18 protein-coding genes are annotated in these 18,440 nt (G+C 65.1%); 8 read left to right on the forward strand and 10 right to left on the reverse strand.

What is annotated here, in order from left to right:
* Positions 1-4: 4 nt before the first annotated feature.
* Together NGR01S_RS13770 and NGR01S_RS13775 are read right to left on the reverse strand one after the other, a co-directional pair.
* The gene (locus NGR01S_RS13770) at positions 5-1,153 is read right to left on the reverse strand and encodes an NAD(P)/FAD-dependent oxidoreductase (protein WP_063036718.1); all 1,149 of its coding nucleotides are present in this window, start codon (positions 1,151-1,153) and stop codon (positions 5-7) included.
* Complete coding sequence (locus tag NGR01S_RS13775) at positions 1,143-2,108, reverse strand: dihydrodipicolinate synthase family protein (RefSeq protein ID WP_063036914.1); 966 nt, start codon at positions 2,106-2,108, stop codon at positions 1,143-1,145. Before NGR01S_RS13775 ends, NGR01S_RS13770 begins: the two co-directional genes overlap by 11 nt.
* A 177-nt stretch (positions 2,109-2,285) precedes the next feature.
* Between NGR01S_RS13775 and NGR01S_RS13780 the strand changes: the two genes are divergently transcribed.
* The 5 genes from NGR01S_RS13780 (at position 2,286) to NGR01S_RS13800 (ending at position 6,596) form a co-directional block, all read left to right on the forward strand.
* Complete coding sequence (locus NGR01S_RS13780) at positions 2,286-3,332, forward strand: LacI family DNA-binding transcriptional regulator (protein WP_063036720.1); 1,047 nt, start codon at positions 2,286-2,288, stop codon at positions 3,330-3,332.
* The gene (locus tag NGR01S_RS13785; RefSeq protein ID WP_245664585.1) at positions 3,275-4,345 is read left to right on the forward strand and encodes an ABC transporter substrate-binding protein; all 1,071 of its coding nucleotides are present in this window, start codon (positions 3,275-3,277) and stop codon (positions 4,343-4,345) included. The genes NGR01S_RS13780 and NGR01S_RS13785 overlap by 58 nt, the downstream gene beginning before the upstream one ends.
* 28 nt (positions 4,346-4,373) lie before the next feature.
* Positions 4,374-5,114: an amino acid ABC transporter permease gene (locus NGR01S_RS13790; RefSeq protein ID WP_063036722.1), complete on the forward strand. Its 741-nt coding sequence runs from the start codon at positions 4,374-4,376 to the stop codon at positions 5,112-5,114.
* A 26-nt stretch (positions 5,115-5,140) separates the two neighbouring features.
* Positions 5,141-5,890, forward strand: coding sequence for an amino acid ABC transporter ATP-binding protein (locus tag NGR01S_RS13795; RefSeq protein ID WP_063036918.1), 750 nt, complete (start codon positions 5,141-5,143; stop codon positions 5,888-5,890).
* Between the two features lie 340 nt (positions 5,891-6,230).
* Positions 6,231-6,596, forward strand: a complete 366-nt coding sequence (locus NGR01S_RS13800; protein WP_063036723.1) for a pentapeptide repeat-containing protein — start codon at positions 6,231-6,233, stop codon at positions 6,594-6,596.
* Between the two features lie 203 nt (positions 6,597-6,799).
* Here NGR01S_RS13800 and NGR01S_RS13805 read toward each other — a convergent pair whose 3' ends face one another.
* On the reverse strand, positions 6,800-7,228 hold the full coding sequence (locus NGR01S_RS13805; protein ID WP_063036725.1) for a type II toxin-antitoxin system VapC family toxin: 429 nt from the start codon (positions 7,226-7,228) through the stop codon (positions 6,800-6,802).
* The gene (locus tag NGR01S_RS13810; RefSeq protein WP_063036727.1) at positions 7,225-7,467 is read right to left on the reverse strand and encodes a ribbon-helix-helix protein, CopG family; all 243 of its coding nucleotides are present in this window, start codon (positions 7,465-7,467) and stop codon (positions 7,225-7,227) included. The genes NGR01S_RS13805 and NGR01S_RS13810 overlap by 4 nt, the downstream gene beginning before the upstream one ends.
* A 138-nt stretch (positions 7,468-7,605) precedes the next feature.
* On the opposite strand from NGR01S_RS13810, the gene NGR01S_RS13815 reads away from it, so the two are divergent.
* Positions 7,606-8,529, forward strand: coding sequence for a MurR/RpiR family transcriptional regulator (locus NGR01S_RS13815; protein WP_084480883.1), 924 nt, complete (start codon positions 7,606-7,608; stop codon positions 8,527-8,529).
* A 60-nt stretch (positions 8,530-8,589) separates the two neighbouring features.
* On the opposite strand, the gene NGR01S_RS13820 is transcribed toward NGR01S_RS13815, so the two are convergent.
* The 6 genes from NGR01S_RS13820 to NGR01S_RS13845 are packed head-to-tail and all read right to left on the reverse strand — an operon-like array spanning position 8,590 to position 17,155.
* Positions 8,590-9,696, reverse strand: a complete 1,107-nt coding sequence (locus NGR01S_RS13820; protein ID WP_063036731.1) for an amidase — start codon at positions 9,694-9,696, stop codon at positions 8,590-8,592.
* Positions 9,696-11,207 (reverse strand): aldehyde dehydrogenase family protein, encoded by a 1,512-nt coding sequence (locus NGR01S_RS13825; RefSeq protein ID WP_084480889.1) that lies wholly within the window; start codon positions 11,205-11,207, stop codon positions 9,696-9,698. Before NGR01S_RS13825 ends, NGR01S_RS13820 begins: the two co-directional genes overlap by 1 nt.
* Positions 11,204-12,043, reverse strand: coding sequence for a VOC family protein (locus NGR01S_RS13830; protein ID WP_063036733.1), 840 nt, complete (start codon positions 12,041-12,043; stop codon positions 11,204-11,206). Before NGR01S_RS13830 ends, NGR01S_RS13825 begins: the two co-directional genes overlap by 4 nt.
* Positions 12,040-13,716, reverse strand: coding sequence for a hydantoinase B/oxoprolinase family protein (locus tag NGR01S_RS13835; protein ID WP_063036735.1), 1,677 nt, complete (start codon positions 13,714-13,716; stop codon positions 12,040-12,042). The genes NGR01S_RS13830 and NGR01S_RS13835 overlap by 4 nt, the downstream gene beginning before the upstream one ends.
* Positions 13,713-15,803, reverse strand: a complete 2,091-nt coding sequence (locus tag NGR01S_RS13840; protein ID WP_218020766.1) for a hydantoinase/oxoprolinase family protein — start codon at positions 15,801-15,803, stop codon at positions 13,713-13,715. Before NGR01S_RS13840 ends, NGR01S_RS13835 begins: the two co-directional genes overlap by 4 nt.
* A gap of 17 nt (positions 15,804-15,820) precedes the next feature.
* On the reverse strand, positions 15,821-17,155 hold the full coding sequence (locus tag NGR01S_RS13845; RefSeq protein WP_084480895.1) for an MFS transporter: 1,335 nt from the start codon (positions 17,153-17,155) through the stop codon (positions 15,821-15,823).
* A 486-nt stretch (positions 17,156-17,641) separates the two neighbouring features.
* Between NGR01S_RS13845 and NGR01S_RS13850 the strand changes: the two genes are divergently transcribed.
* The gene (locus tag NGR01S_RS13850; protein ID WP_063036741.1) at positions 17,642-17,857 is read left to right on the forward strand and encodes a type II toxin-antitoxin system VapB family antitoxin; all 216 of its coding nucleotides are present in this window, start codon (positions 17,642-17,644) and stop codon (positions 17,855-17,857) included.
* On the forward strand, positions 17,854-18,294 hold the full coding sequence (locus tag NGR01S_RS13855; protein WP_063036743.1) for a PIN domain-containing protein: 441 nt from the start codon (positions 17,854-17,856) through the stop codon (positions 18,292-18,294). Before NGR01S_RS13850 ends, NGR01S_RS13855 begins: the two co-directional genes overlap by 4 nt.
* The last annotated feature ends 146 nt before the right edge of the window (positions 18,295-18,440 follow it).

Below are 18,440 nucleotides of genomic sequence, written 5' to 3' on the forward strand. Positions count from 1 at the left end.
TCCTTTACTGCGTCGAGAGCCGGAGAAGGCGGGCGGGCGAGAAGGCCGATACGTCCGGACCGGTCTCTCCCCCCAGGGCCAGTGCCGTGAGCAGCTCTGCCCACAGGGGTGCGAAGGTGAACGAGTAGGTACCGCCGGCGACGAAAAATCCGGGTGCGCCCTCGACTTCGCCGATGACCGGCATTTCGTCGGGTGTGGTGACAACAGGCCCGGTCCATACCTCGAGAAGTTGCCCACCGGACAGGTCCGGTAGCAACCGGGCCACCTGGGCGATATTGCCGGTGGTGCTGTGCTCCAGGACCGGCGCGGGATCGACGGTGTGGAACGGGCCCGCCGGCCAGCCGCCGCCGAGGACGAGCCGATCACGGCGATCCTGTTTGATCGACATACCTTCGCCGACATGCTGGACCAGCACCTCGAGCGTCTTCGGGGCGGCGGCCAGGGAATGCATCTGCAGTGACATGGGCGTGAGCTGCAGTCCGACTCCGGCCAGCGCGGCGATATCGGCCATCCATGGGCCAGCCGCATCGATCACGACAGGTGTGTGCCAGCTCCCGGCAGGCGTGCCGACCTCCCATATACCGTTCGCTCGATGCAGCGACGTGACCGGCGTGCCCGTATGCAGGCCCGCGCCTTCGGCGACCGCCCGGCGCAGCAACGCCGGGCCCGCCATATCGGGTTCGGCGAAGCCGTCCCAGGCGCACCAGGTGGCACCTTCGATCGTCGGGCCCAGGAGCGGCAGGGCGCGACGCGCTTCGGCTCCGGTCAGTACCTCTGTCGGGATCCCGGCGGCGCGTTCCCACTGGTGCTTGGTGTGCAGTCGGCGCACTTGATCCTCGGTCTCGGCGACCATGTATCCGCCGCAGCGAACGAGACCGAGATCGGGCACGGAGGCGGCGAGCGAGTCCCACAACCCACTGGTGGCCTTCTGCAGCGGGAGGAGACGTTCGACGTCGACGGCCGGGCCCTGGCCGGGGCGGCGGGCGTGGATGGTCTGGATGTGCAGGTTTCCCGCGGTGGTGCCCGAACCTGCCGTGTTCGGTGTCGTGCGGTCCAGCACCACGACCCGGGAGCGGGCCCGAGTGAACGCCAATGCGGTGGCGGCCCCGACTATTCCGGCACCGATGACGACTACATCGGCCTCAGTATGCATTCCCGGCTCCCAGAGTACGGGCCGACGCCTCGGCGATACCGGATTCGTCGATGATGTTGCGCAGTGCCGCGAGAGTCGACGCGTCCGTAACCGGCAGCAGGGGTTCACGCACCGCGCCGCCCGGCTGGCCCAGCAGGTTCATCACCGCTTTCAGCTGCGGTATGGGCGAGGCGAACACACCGCTGTAGTCGCCGTTGATCAGCCGCCCGGAGAACGCGCGGTATCGGTCGGCCCAGGCGCGCGCGGATTCCGCGTCACCGGCCGCCACCGCGCGGTAGAACGGCACCGCGAACGGTGCGCCGACGCCACCGCCGTCGATATTGCCGTCACCACCCAGCCCGAGCAGCGCGGCGAGTCCGCGCCGGTGCAGGAAGCTGCCGAATACCCGAACCCGCCCGGCCACCGCTTCCACCGTGTCCAGCATGGACAGCCAGTTGCCGGTGCTGTCCTTGATCGCGACCACGTTGTCGAGATCGGCCAGCCGGGAGAACAACCCCGGACTGGTGCCCATATCGACGGATACCCCGCGCGGCCAGTTGTAGACCATGAACGGCAACGAGGTCGCCGTGGAGACGGTGGTGAAGAACTGCATCGTCTCGTCGGGCGAGGTGTGGACGTAGGGAGGGGGTGTGGCGAGCACACCGTCGGCACCGGCCGAGGCGGCGTGCACCGCCAACGCCGAGGATTGCCGGGCGGTGTACGCGCTGATCCCGATTACGACAGGGAAGCGACCGGCTACTGCTTCGACCGCCACCTCCGCCACGGTCCGGCGCTCCTCGCCCGTCTGGCTGAACCACTCACCCGTGCTGCCGTTGACGAGTACCCCGCTCACCCCCATTCCGGCGTACAGGTCCATCAGCGCCGCGAGCGCCTCCGTGTCGAGCTCACCCGACGCGGTGAACGGTGTGGGGGCCGCGGGCCAGTATCCGGACCACGAGACATCATCGCGATTCATATGCTCATACCTTTCGAGCGGAATATCCACCGGAGATGGTCGTTTTGCCCACCACCATGGGATCGATTGCATACACTGCCGTCACACGACCTCCGCCGTCAAGCCGGAAACATGACGGTAACCGCGGCGGTGTCGAATATCGGATGCCGGGAAACGGAATGGAGACAAGAGGAGTCGATGGCGGTCACTTTGATCGATGTCGCGATCGCCGCGGGCGTATCGCGCAGTACCGCGTCACGCGCGTTGAGTGGATCCAACCTGATCTCGGCCGAGACCCGGGCTGCGGTGGAAACCGCCGCCCGCACGCTCGGATACCGGCCGAACCGTGCCGCGAGCGCGCTTCGGTCGAACCGATCGCACCTGATCGGCCTGGTGATGAACAACCTCCTGAACGCGACCTTTCACACGGTCGCGGAAGTGGTGCAGAAAAGAGCTTCGGCCGGCGGGTTCCAGGTGATCCTGTGCATCACCGACGCGGATCCCGGCCGGGAGAACGATGTGCTCGCGATGCTCGGCGAGCATGCGGTGGACGGCACGATCGTCATCGGCAGCGGCCGCAGCGCCGCCGCGTCGAACACGTTGCTGTCACACGGTCGCGCGGTGGTCAACCTCATCAGGTCCGTACCGGGGAGCAAGGCCCCCACCGTGCTCGCCGATGATCTCGACGGCGCCCGGGACGCCACCGCGCACCTGCTGGCACTGGGACACCGCCGGATCGGCTACATCGGTGGCACCGCGGACGCGACCTCCGGCCTGGAGCGGTTCGAGGGTTACCGGTTGGCGCTGGCCGATGCCGGAATCGAGGTCGACGACGACCTCGTCCGCAAAGGGCCCTTCACCACGGAGTTCGGCGCGGCGGCGGTGGACTCCCTACTCGACGGCCCCGCGCCGATGACCGCGTTGTACGCCGCCAATCACGAGGCGGTGTTCGGGATCCTGCCCACCCTGTCGGGGCGCGGGGTTTCCCTGCCGGACGAGTTGTCTCTGGTTTGCCATGAGGACATGCCGTGGCTGGCGATGTGGAAACCGGCGATCACCGTCGTGGACAATGGTGCCGCTCAACTGGCGAATGTCGCGATGGATCTGCTCTTCCAGCAGATCAACGACGCCGCCGAACCGGACGGCCGGACGTATCGGATCGGCGCGCGCCTGATCGAACGCGAATCGTGCCGGGCCCGCGCCGGAGCCCACCCGAATTCATCGTCCGATCCGCCGTCTCGTTAACAATTGATTACTTCGGTGCCGGACCCGTTAACCATATTGACGGCACCCGCGGGTTTTGCCACTCTCAATGCAATCGATCCCACAGTAATGGGCGAATCGATTTCGATATTTCCCCGACCTCGGCTGCGGTGCAGTTCATCTCGAAAGGCTCGTCAATGCGCAAGATCATCGGATTCGCGGTAGCGGTTGTCACCGCGGCCGCCGTCACCGGATGCGGCTCGACCGAGGAGGCCGCCGCCCCGGCGGATTGCTCGCCGACGCTCGGTGCCGCCGACCTCGCGGAGGAGGGCACGCTGACCATGGCGACCAACGCGACCCTCCCGCCCATGCAATACGTGGATGCCGACGGCGAGGTCGCCGGTATGCGGATCGACCTCGGCAAGGAGATCGCGAAGCGCCTGTGCCTCGCGCCGAAGTTCGTCAACATCGAGTTCGACGCGCAGATACCCGGTGTGCAGGGCGGCCGCTGGGACATGATCGATACCGGGATGTTCTACACACCGGGACGTGCCGAAACCATCGATCTCGTGCCCTACGAAAAGCAGGCGGTGTCCATATCGGTGCCGTCGGGCAATCCGGAGTCGATCTCCAGTGTCGATGATCTGGCAGGCAAAACGATCGGCGTCGAAGCACCCGGATACGAGTTCGACACGCTGACCGAGCTCGCCGCGCAGTTCACCGCGAAAGGCAAGCCGGCGCTGAACGTGCAGACCTTCAAGACGAACGCCGACGCCTATCAGGCATTGTCCGCCGGCCAGATCGACGGAGCCTCGATCGTGGAGTCGGTTACCTCCTTCTACCAGAGGGACGGCCGGTTCGAGACCGCCGTGGGCGGCATCAACGAAGCGCCGCTGGCCCTGGGCTTCGCCAAGGGCAGCAAGGCGGCCACCGAGGTGGCCCGCGTACTCACCGAGATGCGCACGGACGGTTATCTCCCGGACCTGTTCGGTCAGTACGGCGTCACCGGCTACGACGGTGATATCGCCGTGCGTAAGGGTCCGCTCGACAGCTGATCCTCAGCTCTATCCGAAAGGCATCCCCATGTGGTCCTGGGACGCATTCTTTTCCATCCTGACGAGCCGGCAATTGCTCGAGGGCGCGTGGGTCACGATCTGGCTGACGGTCGTGAGCATGGTCCTCGGCCTTGTTCTCGCGGTCGTGGTCGCCGCCGCACGGTCGTCGCGGCTGCTGCCGCTGCGCGCGGTCTCCGGGTTCTATGTCTGGTTGATGCGGGGCACTCCCCTGCTGGTTCAGCTCGTCATCATCTACACCGGGTTGCCGCAGGTCGGCATCAAGCTCGGCGTTATCCAAGCGGCACTGCTCGGCTTGGTGCTCAACGAAGCGGCCTACCTCTCCGAGATCGTGCGGTCGGGTCTCATGTCCGTGCCCGCCGGTCAGACCGAGGCCGCGCGAGCGCTCGGGATGTCGCCCGCGAAGGTTTTCCGCGTGGTTGTCCTCCCCCAGGCACTTCGCGTGATGATCCCACCGCTCGGAAACAGCTTCAACGGGCTCCTCAAAACCACAACACTCGTCTCGGTGATCTCCGTTCAGGAGCTTCTCCGGCGAACACAGTTCCTGGTCCAGGTCAATTTCCGGGTACTGGAAGGCCTCTGTGCGGCAGCGTTGTACTTCCTGGTCCTGACCACCCTGTGGGGTGTGATCCAACGGATGCTCGAGGCTCGAGCCGGGCGGGGTTATGACCGCAACTACAAACGTAAGGGCGCCCCGGACCCGAAAATCCTGGACGAGAGCACCGTGGAGGCAGAGGCGGTGAACCGATGACCGATATCGCGGAGAAAACTCCGATGATGGTCGAAGTCCGGAACATGACCAAGGCATACAACGATCTGGTCGTGCTCGACGGGATCGACTTCTCCGTGAGCAAAGGAGAAGTGGTCCTGCTACTGGGTCCTTCAGGAAGCGGAAAGAGCACTCTTCTCCGCACGTTGAACTGCCTCGAGACGGTCGAATCGGGCACAGTGCGCGTCTGTGGCGAGATGATCGGATTCACCGACGACGATCGGCGGCGGCCTCTTCCGGAAACGCAGCTCGCGAAACAGCGGCAGCACACCGGGATGGTGTTCCAGAGCTTCAACCTGTTCCCCATGATGACGGCGCTGGACAATATCGCGTCGGGGCCACGTCATGTCCTGGGCACGCCGAAGGATCGCGCGCGCCGGCAAGCCCGGGAATTGCTCGAATTGGTCGGGCTGGGCGACAAGGGCGACAACTATCCTTCGCAGCTTTCGGGAGGACAGCAGCAACGCGTCGCCATCGCCCGGGCTCTCGCCATGAAACCGAAGGTCATGCTGTTCGACGAGCCGACATCGGCGCTCGACCCCGAAATGGTCAAAGAAGTACTCGATGTGATGGTCCGCCTGCGGGACGAGGGTATGACCATGGTCGTGGTCAGTCATGAAATGGGCTTCGCCAAGGCAGCGGCCGACCGAATCGTTTTCATGAGCGACGGAAAGATCGTCGAAGACGCCGACCCGGACCAGTTCTTCGATAACCCCCAGAACCCCAGGACCCGGCAGTTTCTGCGCCAGATCCTCTGATGAATTGGCGGCAACGACCCGAATCTAGGCCGGGCTGGACAAGTACGCGCACACCCCGGCGCTGGTCCCGGAGCCGGGACCTCGGTGACCGATTCGATTTCGGCACGCACCACCCAGGAGACCGACGCGCTGCTGGTGCCGGTCGCGGGCCGCGACAGGAAGACAAGCGCAGCACGCCTGGATCCCGCTGCGCAACCACAACACCGCCAAGACCAGCACCAACCTGCTGGATACTGTCGCGGCGGCCGGGTGAGGTTCCCTCAACCTCTGGAGGGATACGCCTATCTCGGCGATCCAGAGGGGGTCTCGTCAGGCTCAACGTGAGCCGACCACAGAGCTGATGCAGCACTCGAAAGCCAATTCGGAACGAGCTCACCAGGCCCTGACCGACTACCTGTCAACCTTGCTCGCCGACGCCAGGCGCGAGAGCAGGTCTTCGACGCTGCTCAGCGGAGCAGGACTGGGTTTCACCGGAGCCGATCTGTACAGTCTGGACCTGCTCGGCGCGGAGCTGAGCGAGGCGGTCTTGACCGAGGTGAAACTGGTCGGCGCGGACCTGTATACGGCATGGCTGGTGGCAGCCGAGATCCGCGGGGCGGACCGGAGTGCGCCGACCTCCGCAAAGTGCGGGGACGTGGCTGCCACGCCCAGCAGTCGGAGACCGTTCCTGCCGACCGCTGCTTCCCTGGACATCGACGCCCCATGATTCTCAGGTAATGCGGCGATGATGGCACCCGGGTTCAGCGTGCCCAACCGGGGCGGGTGCCCATTTTTCTCAACGGCTGACGATAGTGCCCGGCCATGTGCAGGTGATGACGATGCACCGCTCGAAGGAGATGGGATACTCCCACGTCGTTCTCGCAGGTATCGGCGGTAGGCCGACGGCCACGGGGGTGAACACCGAAGTGTTCACCGACGGAGTGGATTGATCCACTTCACCTCGGGAAAGCGAGCAAAGTCGGTGTCGAAGGAGCACACCGCCACACCGTGCTCGACGGCCAGCGCCGCGAGATGCGCGTCGGGCACCAGGTTTCCCGTTGCGTAATGGTCATCGACCAGCCGGCCCAGGACCCGGCGGTGCCGATCCGTCGGCAACGGGACCCATGCCATATCGTGGTCGAGCCATTCGTCGACATAACTCCACGCCTCGCGGCCGGTCATCGGCGCGGTGAAGATTTTCGGGTGCGTCGCGATTCGCACGAAACCGACCAGGCTGTGCCAGGGGAATCCGACCCGTACGTCACCGTTCATTGCGTCTTCGAGCCAGGAATGCGCCACCTCGTGATGAGGGCTGCCCTCGTCGACTGCGTACAGCAGCACGTTGACGTCGAGGATCACGACCGACCGGGGTATTGCTCGTCGAGCAGGTCGAAGACCTCCGAGTTCCGGGACAGGTCCACCCGCGTGGCCATGGCGCGTGTGCGCTGGCGGAACGGGCGACGCGGAGCCGCCGGCCCCTGGTGGATTCCGGCGCGTACCAGCTCGTTGATCGCTTCCCCGAGCCCGATTCCGCGCTCACGCCGGAGCCGCTCCGCAGCAGCCGCCACATCGCTGTCGAGTCGGATCGTAGTGCGCATAGCGGGCATATTACATCACTGATGTCGACTGGTCGACATCAGTGATGTAAATGCTGCGCCGACCTCCACCAGAGCGACTCCGGGCGGGTCGGGCATCATCATCGCCGCCGCAGTTGCTGTTTCCTGACTGTCCCGGCGATGGAAGCCATTCCACATGTGTATGATTTCTTGCATCCAATGCAAGAAACCAATCGGGGGCCTGTTATGAACACGACGAGCTTGGAAAGCCGGATTCGGGACGCCGCTACATCGCTCTCCAAAGCGCACCGACGTCTCGCGGAATACATTCTGGATCCGCAGAATGCTGCCGGTCTGCTGACGGCGGCGGAGTTGGCGCGGGCCGTGGGCACCAGTGAAGCAACAGTTGTGCGTTTTGCGAAAAGCCTCGGCTATTCAGGTTATCCCGAGTTGCGCCGACTGCTGCAGGCCTCGCTGCGGAGCGAGGTGACAACTGTGAGCCGATTCGCGTCGACCCTGGATTCGGCGCCGAGTGATTCGATGCTCAGTGCTTACCTCACACAGGACGTGGAGGCGCTCCTGCAGACCGGCGGCATCATCGACGACGAACAGTTCGATGCGGCGGTCACCCGGCTCGTCAACGCACGACGCGTCCATGTGGTGGGGCACCTGATGGCCTTTCCGTCCGCCCATCTGCTCCGGTCCGGACTGAGCATGATCGGTATCGACGCCTTCGTCCTGGGTGGCGCCGGAACGGATTCGGTGATCGACCTCCACAACTGTGACGAGCGCGACGTTCTGGTGAGCATTTCGTTGCGCCGATACAACCAGTCGACCCTGCGAGCGATAGAACTCGCGAGCGAAGTCGGGATGAGTTCGATCGCCATCACCGACGACGTACTCAGCCCCACCGCGACCAGATCGCAGCTCGCGTTGATCGTGGCCACCACCCGGACAGAGTTCTTTCAGTCGACCACATCGGTCACCTCGCTGGTCAACGCTCTGGTCACTGCTTGCAGTGTGGCTCGGCCGGAGTTGTCTCGGACAAAGCTCGCGGAGCTCGAGGCGCATTGGGGGCGTGCACGCACCTTCTACTCGGACTGATACCGAGCGCCGAGAGTACCAGGAGTCCGGCTCGCAGGACCGCCTCGTTGTCGCGCCCGATCAGTTGTAGCCCGACAGGCAGGCCGGGGGCTCCTGCGGTAAAGGAAGCGTCAGCGCGGGAAGTCCGGAGAAGTTGGCCGGCCGGGTGTTCCGGAGCAGCGTCTCGCGCACGGACACCCGCTCACCGCCGAGAACGACGGACTCGGTGCCGAGCAGCGGGGCGACCACCGCAACTGTGGGAAGTAAGACGACGTCCACATCGCCCAGGCCGTCTGCGGCGCGCAAGCGGCACTCCAGCATGCTGCTGCGCGCCGACTCGTAGTCCGGACGGGAGATCGACGCGGCCTGTTCCAGTCTTTCCCGAACTGCCGGTTGCAGGCCTTCGGGCCGCTCGCGCAGGGTGCCGGCGTGAATGCGGTGCGCTTCGAACCCCTGAACGACCGGCCCGTGGATATGCGCGTCCCGCAACCCGGTCAGCGGCGCCCGCCGTGTCAATTCCAGGTCGTGCACCACCTGACGCCATACTCTGTCCACTTCCTGGGACAGGACATAGACCTCCGGCGCATCCGCAAGACCAAGACGCGGTGCCGGCCGGCGGGGGTCCACCGCGGGCCCGCCGGAAAGTGCTCGCCACACCGCGACCAGCGCTGCCAGCGAATCGGCGATTATGCCGACATGGTCCAGCGAGGGCGAAAGAGGAAAGACACCGCGGATGCCGACGGACCCGAACGCCGGTTTGAACCCGTACACCCCGCACAGCGCCGCAGGAATACGGACCGACCCGCCGGTGTCGGTACCGAGGGCGTACCGGGCGAGACCGGCGGCCACGGCAGCGGCGGAACCACTGCTCGATCCGCCGGTGATGCGCTCGAGATCGTGCGGATTCCGGCACGGGCCGTACGCATTTGCCTCCCCGGTGCATCCGTAGGCGAACTCGTCGCACCGGGTGATGCCGGCGATATGAAAACCGGCGCGCCGCAGCGCGGTTACGCACTCTGCATCCCGCGTGCCGCGGACCGTCGCGCGGGTGGCGGATCCGCACGAGAACGGCGCGCCGGCAACCTCGATATTCTCCTTCACCAGGATCTCGGCGGCCCGTGGTGCTGCCCCTTCCTCACGTCCGGCGGGGAAAGGGCAGCAACCACTCAGGGCGTTCAGCGCTCCCATCAACCCACGAAAATGTTGATCGATTTGGTCTCGGTGTACAGCTCGAGCGCATCGGGGCCCAGCTCCCGTCCCCAGCCGGAGGATTTCCATCCACCGAAAGGGAGCGCCGGATCCACCGCATGATAGCCGTTGACCCATACACTTCCGGCTTGAAGTCGCTCGGCGATGCTGAGCACAGCAGCCAGGTCACGTCCCCAGATACCTGCTGCCAGGCCGAATTCACTGTCGTTGGCCAGGGCGACGATACCGTCGTCGTCTGTATAACGGTGGACTACGAGGACGGGGCCGAAGACCTCACTGGTGGCGATCTCCGCGTCGGCCTGCACATTCGAGACAATGGTCGGTGGATAGTAGTATCCGTCGACGTCCTCGGGCACGGGCACCTGGTCTATCGTGGCACCTCCGGCCCGCGCACGTTCGACGAAAGCCGCTACTCGGTCACGCTGTTGCGCACTGACCAGTGGTCCCAGGTCCACGGCGGGGTCGAGTCCGTTACCGATCACCATGGCGTGGGCGATCGCGGATACCTCGGACAGGACCCGGTCGTACAGCGCCTCATGGATATACGCCCGCGAACCGGCGGTGCACACTTCTCCCTGATTGGTGAAGATCGCCCGGCAGACACCGGCCGCGGCCGCTTCCACGTCGGCGTCGGGTAGCACGATCGTCGGCGATTTACCGCCCAGCTCGAGGCTGACCCGTTTCAACGTTCCCAACGCCATATGCGCGACCGCGCGGCCGGTCTCGACCGAACCGGTGAAGGCGACCTTGGCGACGTCGGGGTGCCCGGCGAGCGCAGCTCCGGCGGTGTTCCCGAAGCCGGGGACGATATTGACCACCCCGGGTGGGAACCCGCAGTCGCTGATCAGCCGGCCGAGCATCAGCGCCGTCAGGGGCGTGAGTTCGGAGGGTTTGAGCACCACGGTGTTGCCGGTGGCGAGCGCGGGCGCGAGCTTCCACGAGGCCATATTGAGTGGGAAGTTCCAGGGAATGATCTGGCCGACCACTCCGAGCGGCTGCCTGCGGGTCTGGCCTTGCCAGCCCTGGAGTGTCGCCGGGGTGACCGAGCGCCCGTCGATCTTGTCCGCCCAGCCCGCGTAGTACCGGAACACCTCGACCGTGGCGGCGATATCTCCGCGTGCCAGTTCCAGCGGCTTTCCGTTGTCGAGAGTCTCCATCAGGGCGAATTCTTCCGCCATCCGGCTGATGCCCTCGGCGAGCCGCCACAGCAGTCCGGCCCGTTCCGAGGGGCGCAGCGTCGACCACGGACCGGTGAAGGCTCGCTGTGCCGCACTCACCGCTGCGTCGACATCCGCGCGACGAGCTTCTGCCACCTCGGCGATGACGCTGCCCGATGCGGGATCGACAACGGGAATGCTCGCCGGGGATTGCGGCACGACGAACTCGCCGTCGATGAACAACCCGTACGGGATGGTGCCGACGATCTCCAACGCGCGTCGCCGATTCTCCGCGACCACAGAATCAGGGCTGGTGCTTCCGATCACGGTCATGACAGATACCAATCGAATCCGGTGACCGCCGCGTCGACATGACCGTCCGCGTCCGCATTCAACTCCCGGCGAACCTCGTCGGAGACACGGGCCCCGATCGAAAACGGTCCGGGGCCGCGACTCCGCAGCCGGATCGCCGCGGCACCGGCGTCCGAAATCGGTTGGCAGAAACGCAGTCGTGCCCGGTCGAAATGAACATCGGCACATTGCGCATCGATGCGGCGGTCGACGTGCGCTTCGCTGTCGGCCGGTACCCCGTATGCCTGTCCCAGCGCCTGTGCCGCCGAAAGGGCGTCGGCGACGGCGACACCGACGAATTCGATATCGATCGCGCCGAGGCGGTGCTGCCCGATCACACCGCCATCGGTCAGTGTGCGCCGCCGTTCGGCGGGCGGCGAAGAGCGCTCGATGACGATCGGCGGGCGAATCGGCAACTGACCCGATCGCGGGTAGATGATCCGGGAACGAGAGACGAAACCGTTGTCGTGCACCCGCTGCATATCGATCGGATCAGCGACATCGAATCCGCGTTCCCTCAGCCGGTGTGTGATGCCGTCCAGGTCGTCGGTCTCCAGTGCCAATGTGGCCAAGCCTTCGCCCGATGCGAGGAATTCGACTGCGTAGCGGCACACTTCGGAACCACTGACCGTAGCCTCCCGCTTGTCGAGAATTTCCAGCAGTTCGAGGTAGAAGAGATCGAAGTAGCACAGATCGTTGGCACTGCCGAAGCCTTGATGCCGTCCACCTTCGACCGCATGAAATCCTCTCTTGCGCAGATGTCGTGCGGTCTGGTGCCGGTCTTCGACGAACGCGGTGACGTGATCGAACGCAATCATGCCTGCACCGCCATCTCGAGAACTTCCTCGTCGACGCCGTACTCGGCCAGCGCGGCGGCGCGGCTCACCTTGCCCTCCAGCACATCGTCGATGATCGCGGCGCGGTCCCTGTCGGCCGGGGAGCCGTAGCCGCCGGCACCGGGGGTGACCATATCGATCGGCATACCGGAGGTCAGTTCGCAGATGCCCATCGCGGGTGTGACGGCTCCCTCCGCCACCACGGTGACCGACGGAGCACCCGCTCCGCCATCGGCCAGCCCCCAGGGTCGCGACGTCCTGCGGGTTGTCGTCACCTTGAGAACAGCCTCGTGATCGATCGGTCGCAGAACCCGGCGGATCGCCAGCCCGCCCCGATACTTCCCGACGCCGCCCGAGTCGCCGACCAGTTCGTATCGCTCCACGAACAGCGGGTACTCCTGCTCGAGCGATTCGATGGGCAGGTTACTCGTGTTGGTCATATACACCTGTACGCCGTCGAGTCCGTCGCGATCATGGGCGGCACCGAACCCGCCGCCGAGGGTTTCCTGGTACACGTAGTACTTCCCGGTCCGCGGATCGACGCCGCTGAGCGAGATCGACGAGTTTGCTCCGTTGGACGCCGCGGTGACCTGCGCGGGCACTGCCTGCGCCAAGGCCCCGTAGATGAGATCGACCACCCGCTGCGCCGTTTGGCAGCGTTGGTTCACCGCCGCTGGGCTCTCGCTGTTGACGATGCTCGCGCGCGGGGCCTCGACATGAATGGGGCGGTACATGCCCGAATTCGGGAGAATCGTGGGATCGACGATCGTCTTGACCGAGAAATATACCGTGGCGAGCAACGCGGTGTAGATCATGTTGACGCTGCACGGCAGCTGGCCGGGGTTTCCGGTGAAGTCGAACGAGATCTCGTCGCCGTCGACGGTCACCTCGACCACCATATCGAGTTCGCCCTCGAATTCGTCGCAGTCGAAGGTGTCGGTGAAACGGTAGGTACCGTCGGGCAGTTGCGCGATACCGGCTCGGGTCTGGCGTTCGGCGTAGTCCTGGAGCTCGGCACCAGCGGCAGCGAACAGCTCGGCGCTGTAGCGCGCACAGAGCTCGCGCAGCCGGGTGATGCCGACACGATTGGCTGCGACCTGCGCCCGGGCGTCGTTGAGCCGCTCTTCGGGAACCTGGCAGTTGAGCAGAATCAGATCCCACACATCCGATTGGATTTCCCCACCGATGTAGAGCCGGACCGGCGGGATCCGCAGCCCCTCCTGGAATATGTGTTTGGTGCCGCGGTCGACGAAATCGGCGTGGTGTCCGGTGTTGGCGGACCAGCCGATCAGTGTGTTCTCGACGAAAACCGGTGAGACGACGACGATATCCGGGAGATGGCTGCCGCCTCCGGTGTAGGGGTCGTTGCCGATGAACACATCGCCGTCCGAGAGCGCGGACAGCGGATACCTGGACATGACCTCACCGACCACACCCATAAGCGACGACAGGTGCACGGGTACATGCGCGGCCTGCACGATGATGTTGCCTTCGGCGTCGAAGAGCGCGGTCGAGCAATCGCGGCGTTCTTTGATATTGGTCGAATATGCCGCTCGGATAAGGGTTTCGCCCATTTCCTCGACAATGGACTGAAGGGCGCTGCCGATCACCTCCAGTGTGATCGGGTCCAGCTGGGCGGATGACGCGGTGGTCACTGCAACTCCTCGATGACGATATTGGCGTAGGCATCGATCGTGGCCTGCTGACCTGGCAGGACAACGGTCGTCGAGTCCATCTGTTCGATGATCGATGGACCTTCGATGTGCGTTCCCGCGGTCAGGCGACCACGGTCGTAGACGGGGGTGTCGATCCGGCCGTACTCGGCACCGAAGTAAACCTGCCGGGACTCGGCGCGGGCAGGTTCGGGATCCGATGCGCTCTGGTCGGTGCGCGCGGTTTTCGCCTGGACCACTTTCCCGACTGCCGAGGAACGGAAGGTGACCGCCTGGATCTTTGCGTCGGGGACGGTGTATCCGTACAGCGCCTTGTGCGCGGCCTCGAACTTGCCGATCAGTGCGTTGATCGCGTCGGCATCGACTGTTGTGCTGTCCAGTTCGACGGCGAGTTCGTAGTTCTGCCCGAAGTAGCGCATATCGACGGTGAGGCGAAGTTCCCGATCCGGATCGCTGATCTTCTCCGCGCGGAACCAGCCCTCGGCCTCGGCAGCGAGATACGCGACTGCCGCCTGGATATCGCCGAGGTTCTCGCGGGCGACATCGACGATCTTGGTCAGTGACAGATCGGTACGGAGGTCGGTCACCATCAACCCGTAGGCGCACATCACGCCTGGAGCCGGGGGCACGATGATCTTCGGGATCGACAGTTCCCGGGCCAGGCGCGCCGCGTGCAGCGGGCCGGCCCCGCCGAATGCGGTGAGGGCGTAGTCCCGGGGGTCGTGACCACGCTGCACCGAGATGACCCGGATCGCCTTCGCCATATTCGCGGTGACAACTCGGATGATCCCGTCGGCGACATACTCGGTACCGAGTCCCAGCTGTTCGGCCAGCCGGCCGACGGCCGCATGGGATGCCTCGGCATCGATGGGCAGTCTGCCGCCGAGCAGGTGCCGGGGGTTCTGCGTCTGGAGGACGACATTGGCATCGGTAACCGACGCGAACTCGGCTTGGCGGCCGTAGCAGGCCGGTCCCGGGTCCGCACCCACACTGCGCGGTCCGACCTTCAGCGCGCCACCGCTGTCGACCCAGGCGATCGATCCGCCCCCGGCCCCTACTGTGGTGATATCCAGCATGGGTGTCCGGAGGGGGTAGCCGTCCACGTCGCTGTCCTGGGCCAGCGTCACCCGGCCCTGGTGGATCAGGGCGGCATCGGTAGATGTTCCCCCCATATCGAAGGTGATCATGTTCGGCTCGTCGATCAAGGTGCCGATATGGGTGGCCGCGACGAGCCCCGTGCTGGGGCCCGACAGCATCATGCGGGCCGGCTGACTGCGTGCGGTGTCCAGCGAGATGATGCCGCCGTTGCTCTGGGTGATGTGCACATCGGCGGGCACGCCGAGGGCGCGGACTTTGTCACGCAGCTTGCTCAGATACTTGCTGACCACCGGTCCGACGTAACTGTTGAGCACCGTTGTCGACATTCGCTCGTACTCACGGAACTCCGGGACGACCTCGTGTGAGGCGCTCACGAACAGGTGCGGCGCCAACTCCGCCAGGGCATCGGTCACCACCTTCTCGTTCTTCGGGTTGACGTAGCTGTAGAGGAAACAGACGGCGACGGCTTCGAGATCCCGGCCGGCGAGCTCGCGCACCACGGCGCGGACTTCCGACTCGTCCAGCTCTCGGAGGGCGTTGCCGTGGTAGTCGAGCCGCTCGGCGACTTCGAAGCGATGGCGACGCTGCACGAGCGGCTCGGGTTTGGCCGCTCTGTTGTCATAGAGGCTCGGCCGGCGCTGCCGTGCGATCTCGAGCAGATCCCGGAAGCCCTCGGTCGTGACGAGCGCCGTGCGCGCACCCTTCCTCTCGAGCAGGGCATTGGTGGCGACCGTACTTCCGTGGGCGAAGAACTCCACTTGATCGGCCCAGGACGAACCGGCCAGGGACTCGAGGAGTTCGGCGACGCCGTCGACGACCGCCTGCGATGGGTCAGCGGGGGTGCTGGAGAGTTTATGGGTGAACAGTTCGCCGGTCACCGCGTCGATGGCGCAGATATCGGTGAATGTGCCACCGGCATCGACGCCGACGCGCAACGGATGGGTAGTGACAGATCCGGTCTCTGTAGACACGGGTGTTCCCTCGCTTCCTACTTGCTTTCCAATGATTTCCGGGCGGTTTCGCCGCTGACCGCCCATGTGAGCAGCGAGATCCCCGCTATCGCGCACATGTAGATCACCGCGGCGATCGGGGTGCCGAACTGGCTCGTGAGCCATAGCCCCAGATAGCTGGCGGTTCCGCCGAAGATCGCCGCGGTGATGCCCTGCCCGACCGATACCCCGGAGACCCGCACGCGGGTGGGGAAGAGTTCCTGGTAGGCGGCCGTCTGCGCGCCGAGAACGAGAGCGAGGACAGTGCCCAGCGCCAGCTGCGCGGTGAGAACAGCCGCCAGACCGCCCTGCATCATGAGCAGGAAGAGCGGCACCGCGGTCACGATGAACAGCGCCTGGGCCGCCATCATCACGCGCCGGCGCCCCACCACATCCGACAATGCACCTGCCGGTACCTGAATGAGAATCATCCAGGCAAGGGTGATGGTGGTGCACAGCGATGCCTCGGATTTCGGCAGCAGGCCCGCACTCCCGACATAGGCGGGATAGAAGGTCAAGATCGTGTAGTACGCCACGAATCCACTGGCCCCGATTCCCATGATCCGCAGCACTTGGCGCGAGTACCGTCGGTCCCGGAACAACTCGGCAACCGGCGCCTTCGCGACCTCGCCCGAGTCCTGAAGCGCACGGAACGCGGGGCTGTCGTCGAGCTTCATCCGGATGTACAGGCCGACGATGCCCAGCGGCAACGCCGCCAGGAACGGAACACGCCACGCGCCGTTCGCGATCGCCTCGGAACCGATAGTGAATTCGAGGACCGTCGCGGTCAGCGATCCCGCGAGAAAGCCGACCAGCGTCGCGAGTTCGATGGTGGCACCGAGTGCGCCCCGCCACTTGGCCGGCGCGTATTCGGTCACCATCGCACCTGCGCCGGCGTATTCGCCGCTGGCTGCCAACCCCTGGGCCAGACGCGCCAGCACCAGGACAACCGGCGCCCAGACACCGATGCTGTCATAGCTGGGGATCAAGCCGATCGCGGCCGTGGCGACGGACGTGGTGAGCACCAGAATCGTCAGGGTGCGTTTGCGGCCGACACGATCGCCGAAATGTCCCGCGAATGCGCCGCCGACCGGACGCGCGGCGAACGCGATACCGAAAACGGCGAAGGTTTCCAGCAGCGCGGCAGAGGAATCGTCGGCGGAGAAGAAGGCGAGAGCTATGTAGGTCGCGAAGTACCCGTAGACGGCGTAGTCGTACCACTCGACGAATGTCCCGGCCATCGATGCGGTGATCACGCGTTTTGCGCCGTGCCGGCGCGGGTCGCTCCCGGCGTCGTGAGTCACCGGCTCACCCGAGGTTGAGGTTGCGGTCATGTCAGGCCTTTCTGGGCACTGGGTCGCACTGAAATCACAGATCCGGTCCCGCCCTCATCAGCGGGGCCGGATTCATGCAAGAAATATTGCGCAACATCAGCTCAAAAGCAAGTAAAATCGACATTACGCTGGTTATGGGCGTTCTCAGCAAGAGATAGCCATAGTAGGAGACCGCCGGGCCCAGCGAGTCCATGCCCGTGAAACACCACCCGAGCGCGCGCCTCTACTACTTCCGGCCACAACCGGATCTCACCTTCGGGCAGCCGGCGCCGATCCCGCCACCAGCTCTGCAATTCGAGGTTTCTCCGCTTCCCTGGAGGACTCTGAGCATGGTCCGATGGGGCCGACAAGGAGCCCCATGTGGCAGCAAGTCCTCCCGAACCACCCCGCGGTGGGCGACGGTGGCACCCCGCTGCAGCGCGCCTGGACCCACCCGACCCGCTTGGATATCCTGGAGAAGTAATTCATATATCCGATTGGAGAGCTATGACCAAAACACTGATCGACATTCCGGACGAACTGATGGAGCAAGCCCGGAAGATCACCGGCGGAGCGACGAAGACAGAGACCGTACGCACCGCCCTGCGACTGCTCGTCCGCCAGCAACAGCAGCATGACGCCATCGCCTGGTTCGCCGATAATGAACCGTTTCTATCGGAGCACGAGATCGCCCGGGAAAGCACTCAGCAGCCACCACGGTGACCCCCGCAGTTCGCGCCCTGTATCTGGCCGATCACAGCGCTGTCTCCCGCATCCAGCGTCACGTATCGGTCCGCGAGGCGTTCGACCGACTCAACGACTCCGCGGCAGTGATCTGCTCCTGCGCCGTCACCACCGATGAAGCGGCGTTCAGCGCCCGCAACCCCGACGAACTCCAGCAGGTCCTGCACATCTACACCGAGGTGTTCCGCTACCTGCCGATGGATCCGGCCGTCGACCCGATAGTCCGCTCCATCCGGCAGCGGCTGTGGGCCGCGGGCCAGGGGCGCTCCGCACAGACCACCGATATCCTCATCGCGGCAACCGCGGTCCACTACGGCGCCACGGTCCTGCACTACGACAAGCACTTCGAACTGATCTCTGCCGCATACCCCGGCCTGCGTCAGCACCGGATCGTGCCACGCGGCTCGATCCGCTGAGCTTCGCACCGGCGGGACCGGCCGTACGATCTCTGCCGACTTCGCTGTCAGAATCTGCTGCAAAGCAGGAACAACGCGCTCATTGATTTGCCTGAGGATACGAGCAGTGCGACCGAGCACCGTAGTCGTCGTGTCGGTTTGTGCCG

The sequence above is a fragment of the Nocardia grenadensis NBRC 108939 genome, from assembly GCF_001613445.1.
GTDB classification, from domain to species: domain Bacteria; phylum Actinomycetota; class Actinomycetes; order Mycobacteriales; family Mycobacteriaceae; genus Nocardia; species Nocardia grenadensis.

What these genes read in the sequence shown, in the direction of transcription:
- NGR01S_RS13770 (WP_063036718.1), bottom strand. Translation starts at nt 1,153, where the DNA reads ATGCATACTGAGGCCGATGTAGTCGTCATCGGTGCCGGAATAGTCGGG.
- NGR01S_RS13775 (WP_063036914.1), bottom strand. Translation starts at nt 2,108, where the DNA reads ATGAATCGCGATGATGTCTCGTGGTCCGGATACTGGCCCGCGGCCCCC.
- NGR01S_RS13780 (WP_063036720.1), top strand. Translation starts at nt 2,286, where the DNA reads ATGGCGGTCACTTTGATCGATGTCGCGATCGCCGCGGGCGTATCGCGC.
- NGR01S_RS13790 (WP_063036722.1), top strand. Translation starts at nt 4,374, where the DNA reads ATGTGGTCCTGGGACGCATTCTTTTCCATCCTGACGAGCCGGCAATTG.
- NGR01S_RS13795 (WP_063036918.1), top strand. Translation starts at nt 5,141, where the DNA reads ATGGTCGAAGTCCGGAACATGACCAAGGCATACAACGATCTGGTCGTG.
- NGR01S_RS13800 (WP_063036723.1), top strand. Translation starts at nt 6,231, where the DNA reads ATGCAGCACTCGAAAGCCAATTCGGAACGAGCTCACCAGGCCCTGACC.
- NGR01S_RS13810 (WP_063036727.1), bottom strand. Translation starts at nt 7,467, where the DNA reads ATGCGCACTACGATCCGACTCGACAGCGATGTGGCGGCTGCTGCGGAG.
- NGR01S_RS13815 (WP_084480883.1), top strand. Translation starts at nt 7,606, where the DNA reads ATGGAAGCCATTCCACATGTGTATGATTTCTTGCATCCAATGCAAGAA.
- NGR01S_RS13820 (WP_063036731.1), bottom strand. Translation starts at nt 9,696, where the DNA reads ATGGGAGCGCTGAACGCCCTGAGTGGTTGCTGCCCTTTCCCCGCCGGA.
- NGR01S_RS13825 (WP_084480889.1), bottom strand. Translation starts at nt 11,207, where the DNA reads ATGACCGTGATCGGAAGCACCAGCCCTGATTCTGTGGTCGCGGAGAAT.
- NGR01S_RS13830 (WP_063036733.1), bottom strand. Translation starts at nt 12,043, where the DNA reads ATGATTGCGTTCGATCACGTCACCGCGTTCGTCGAAGACCGGCACCAG.
- NGR01S_RS13845 (WP_084480895.1), bottom strand. Translation starts at nt 17,155, where the DNA reads ATGACCGCAACCTCAACCTCGGGTGAGCCGGTGACTCACGACGCCGGG.
- NGR01S_RS13850 (WP_063036741.1), top strand. Translation starts at nt 17,642, where the DNA reads ATGACCAAAACACTGATCGACATTCCGGACGAACTGATGGAGCAAGCC.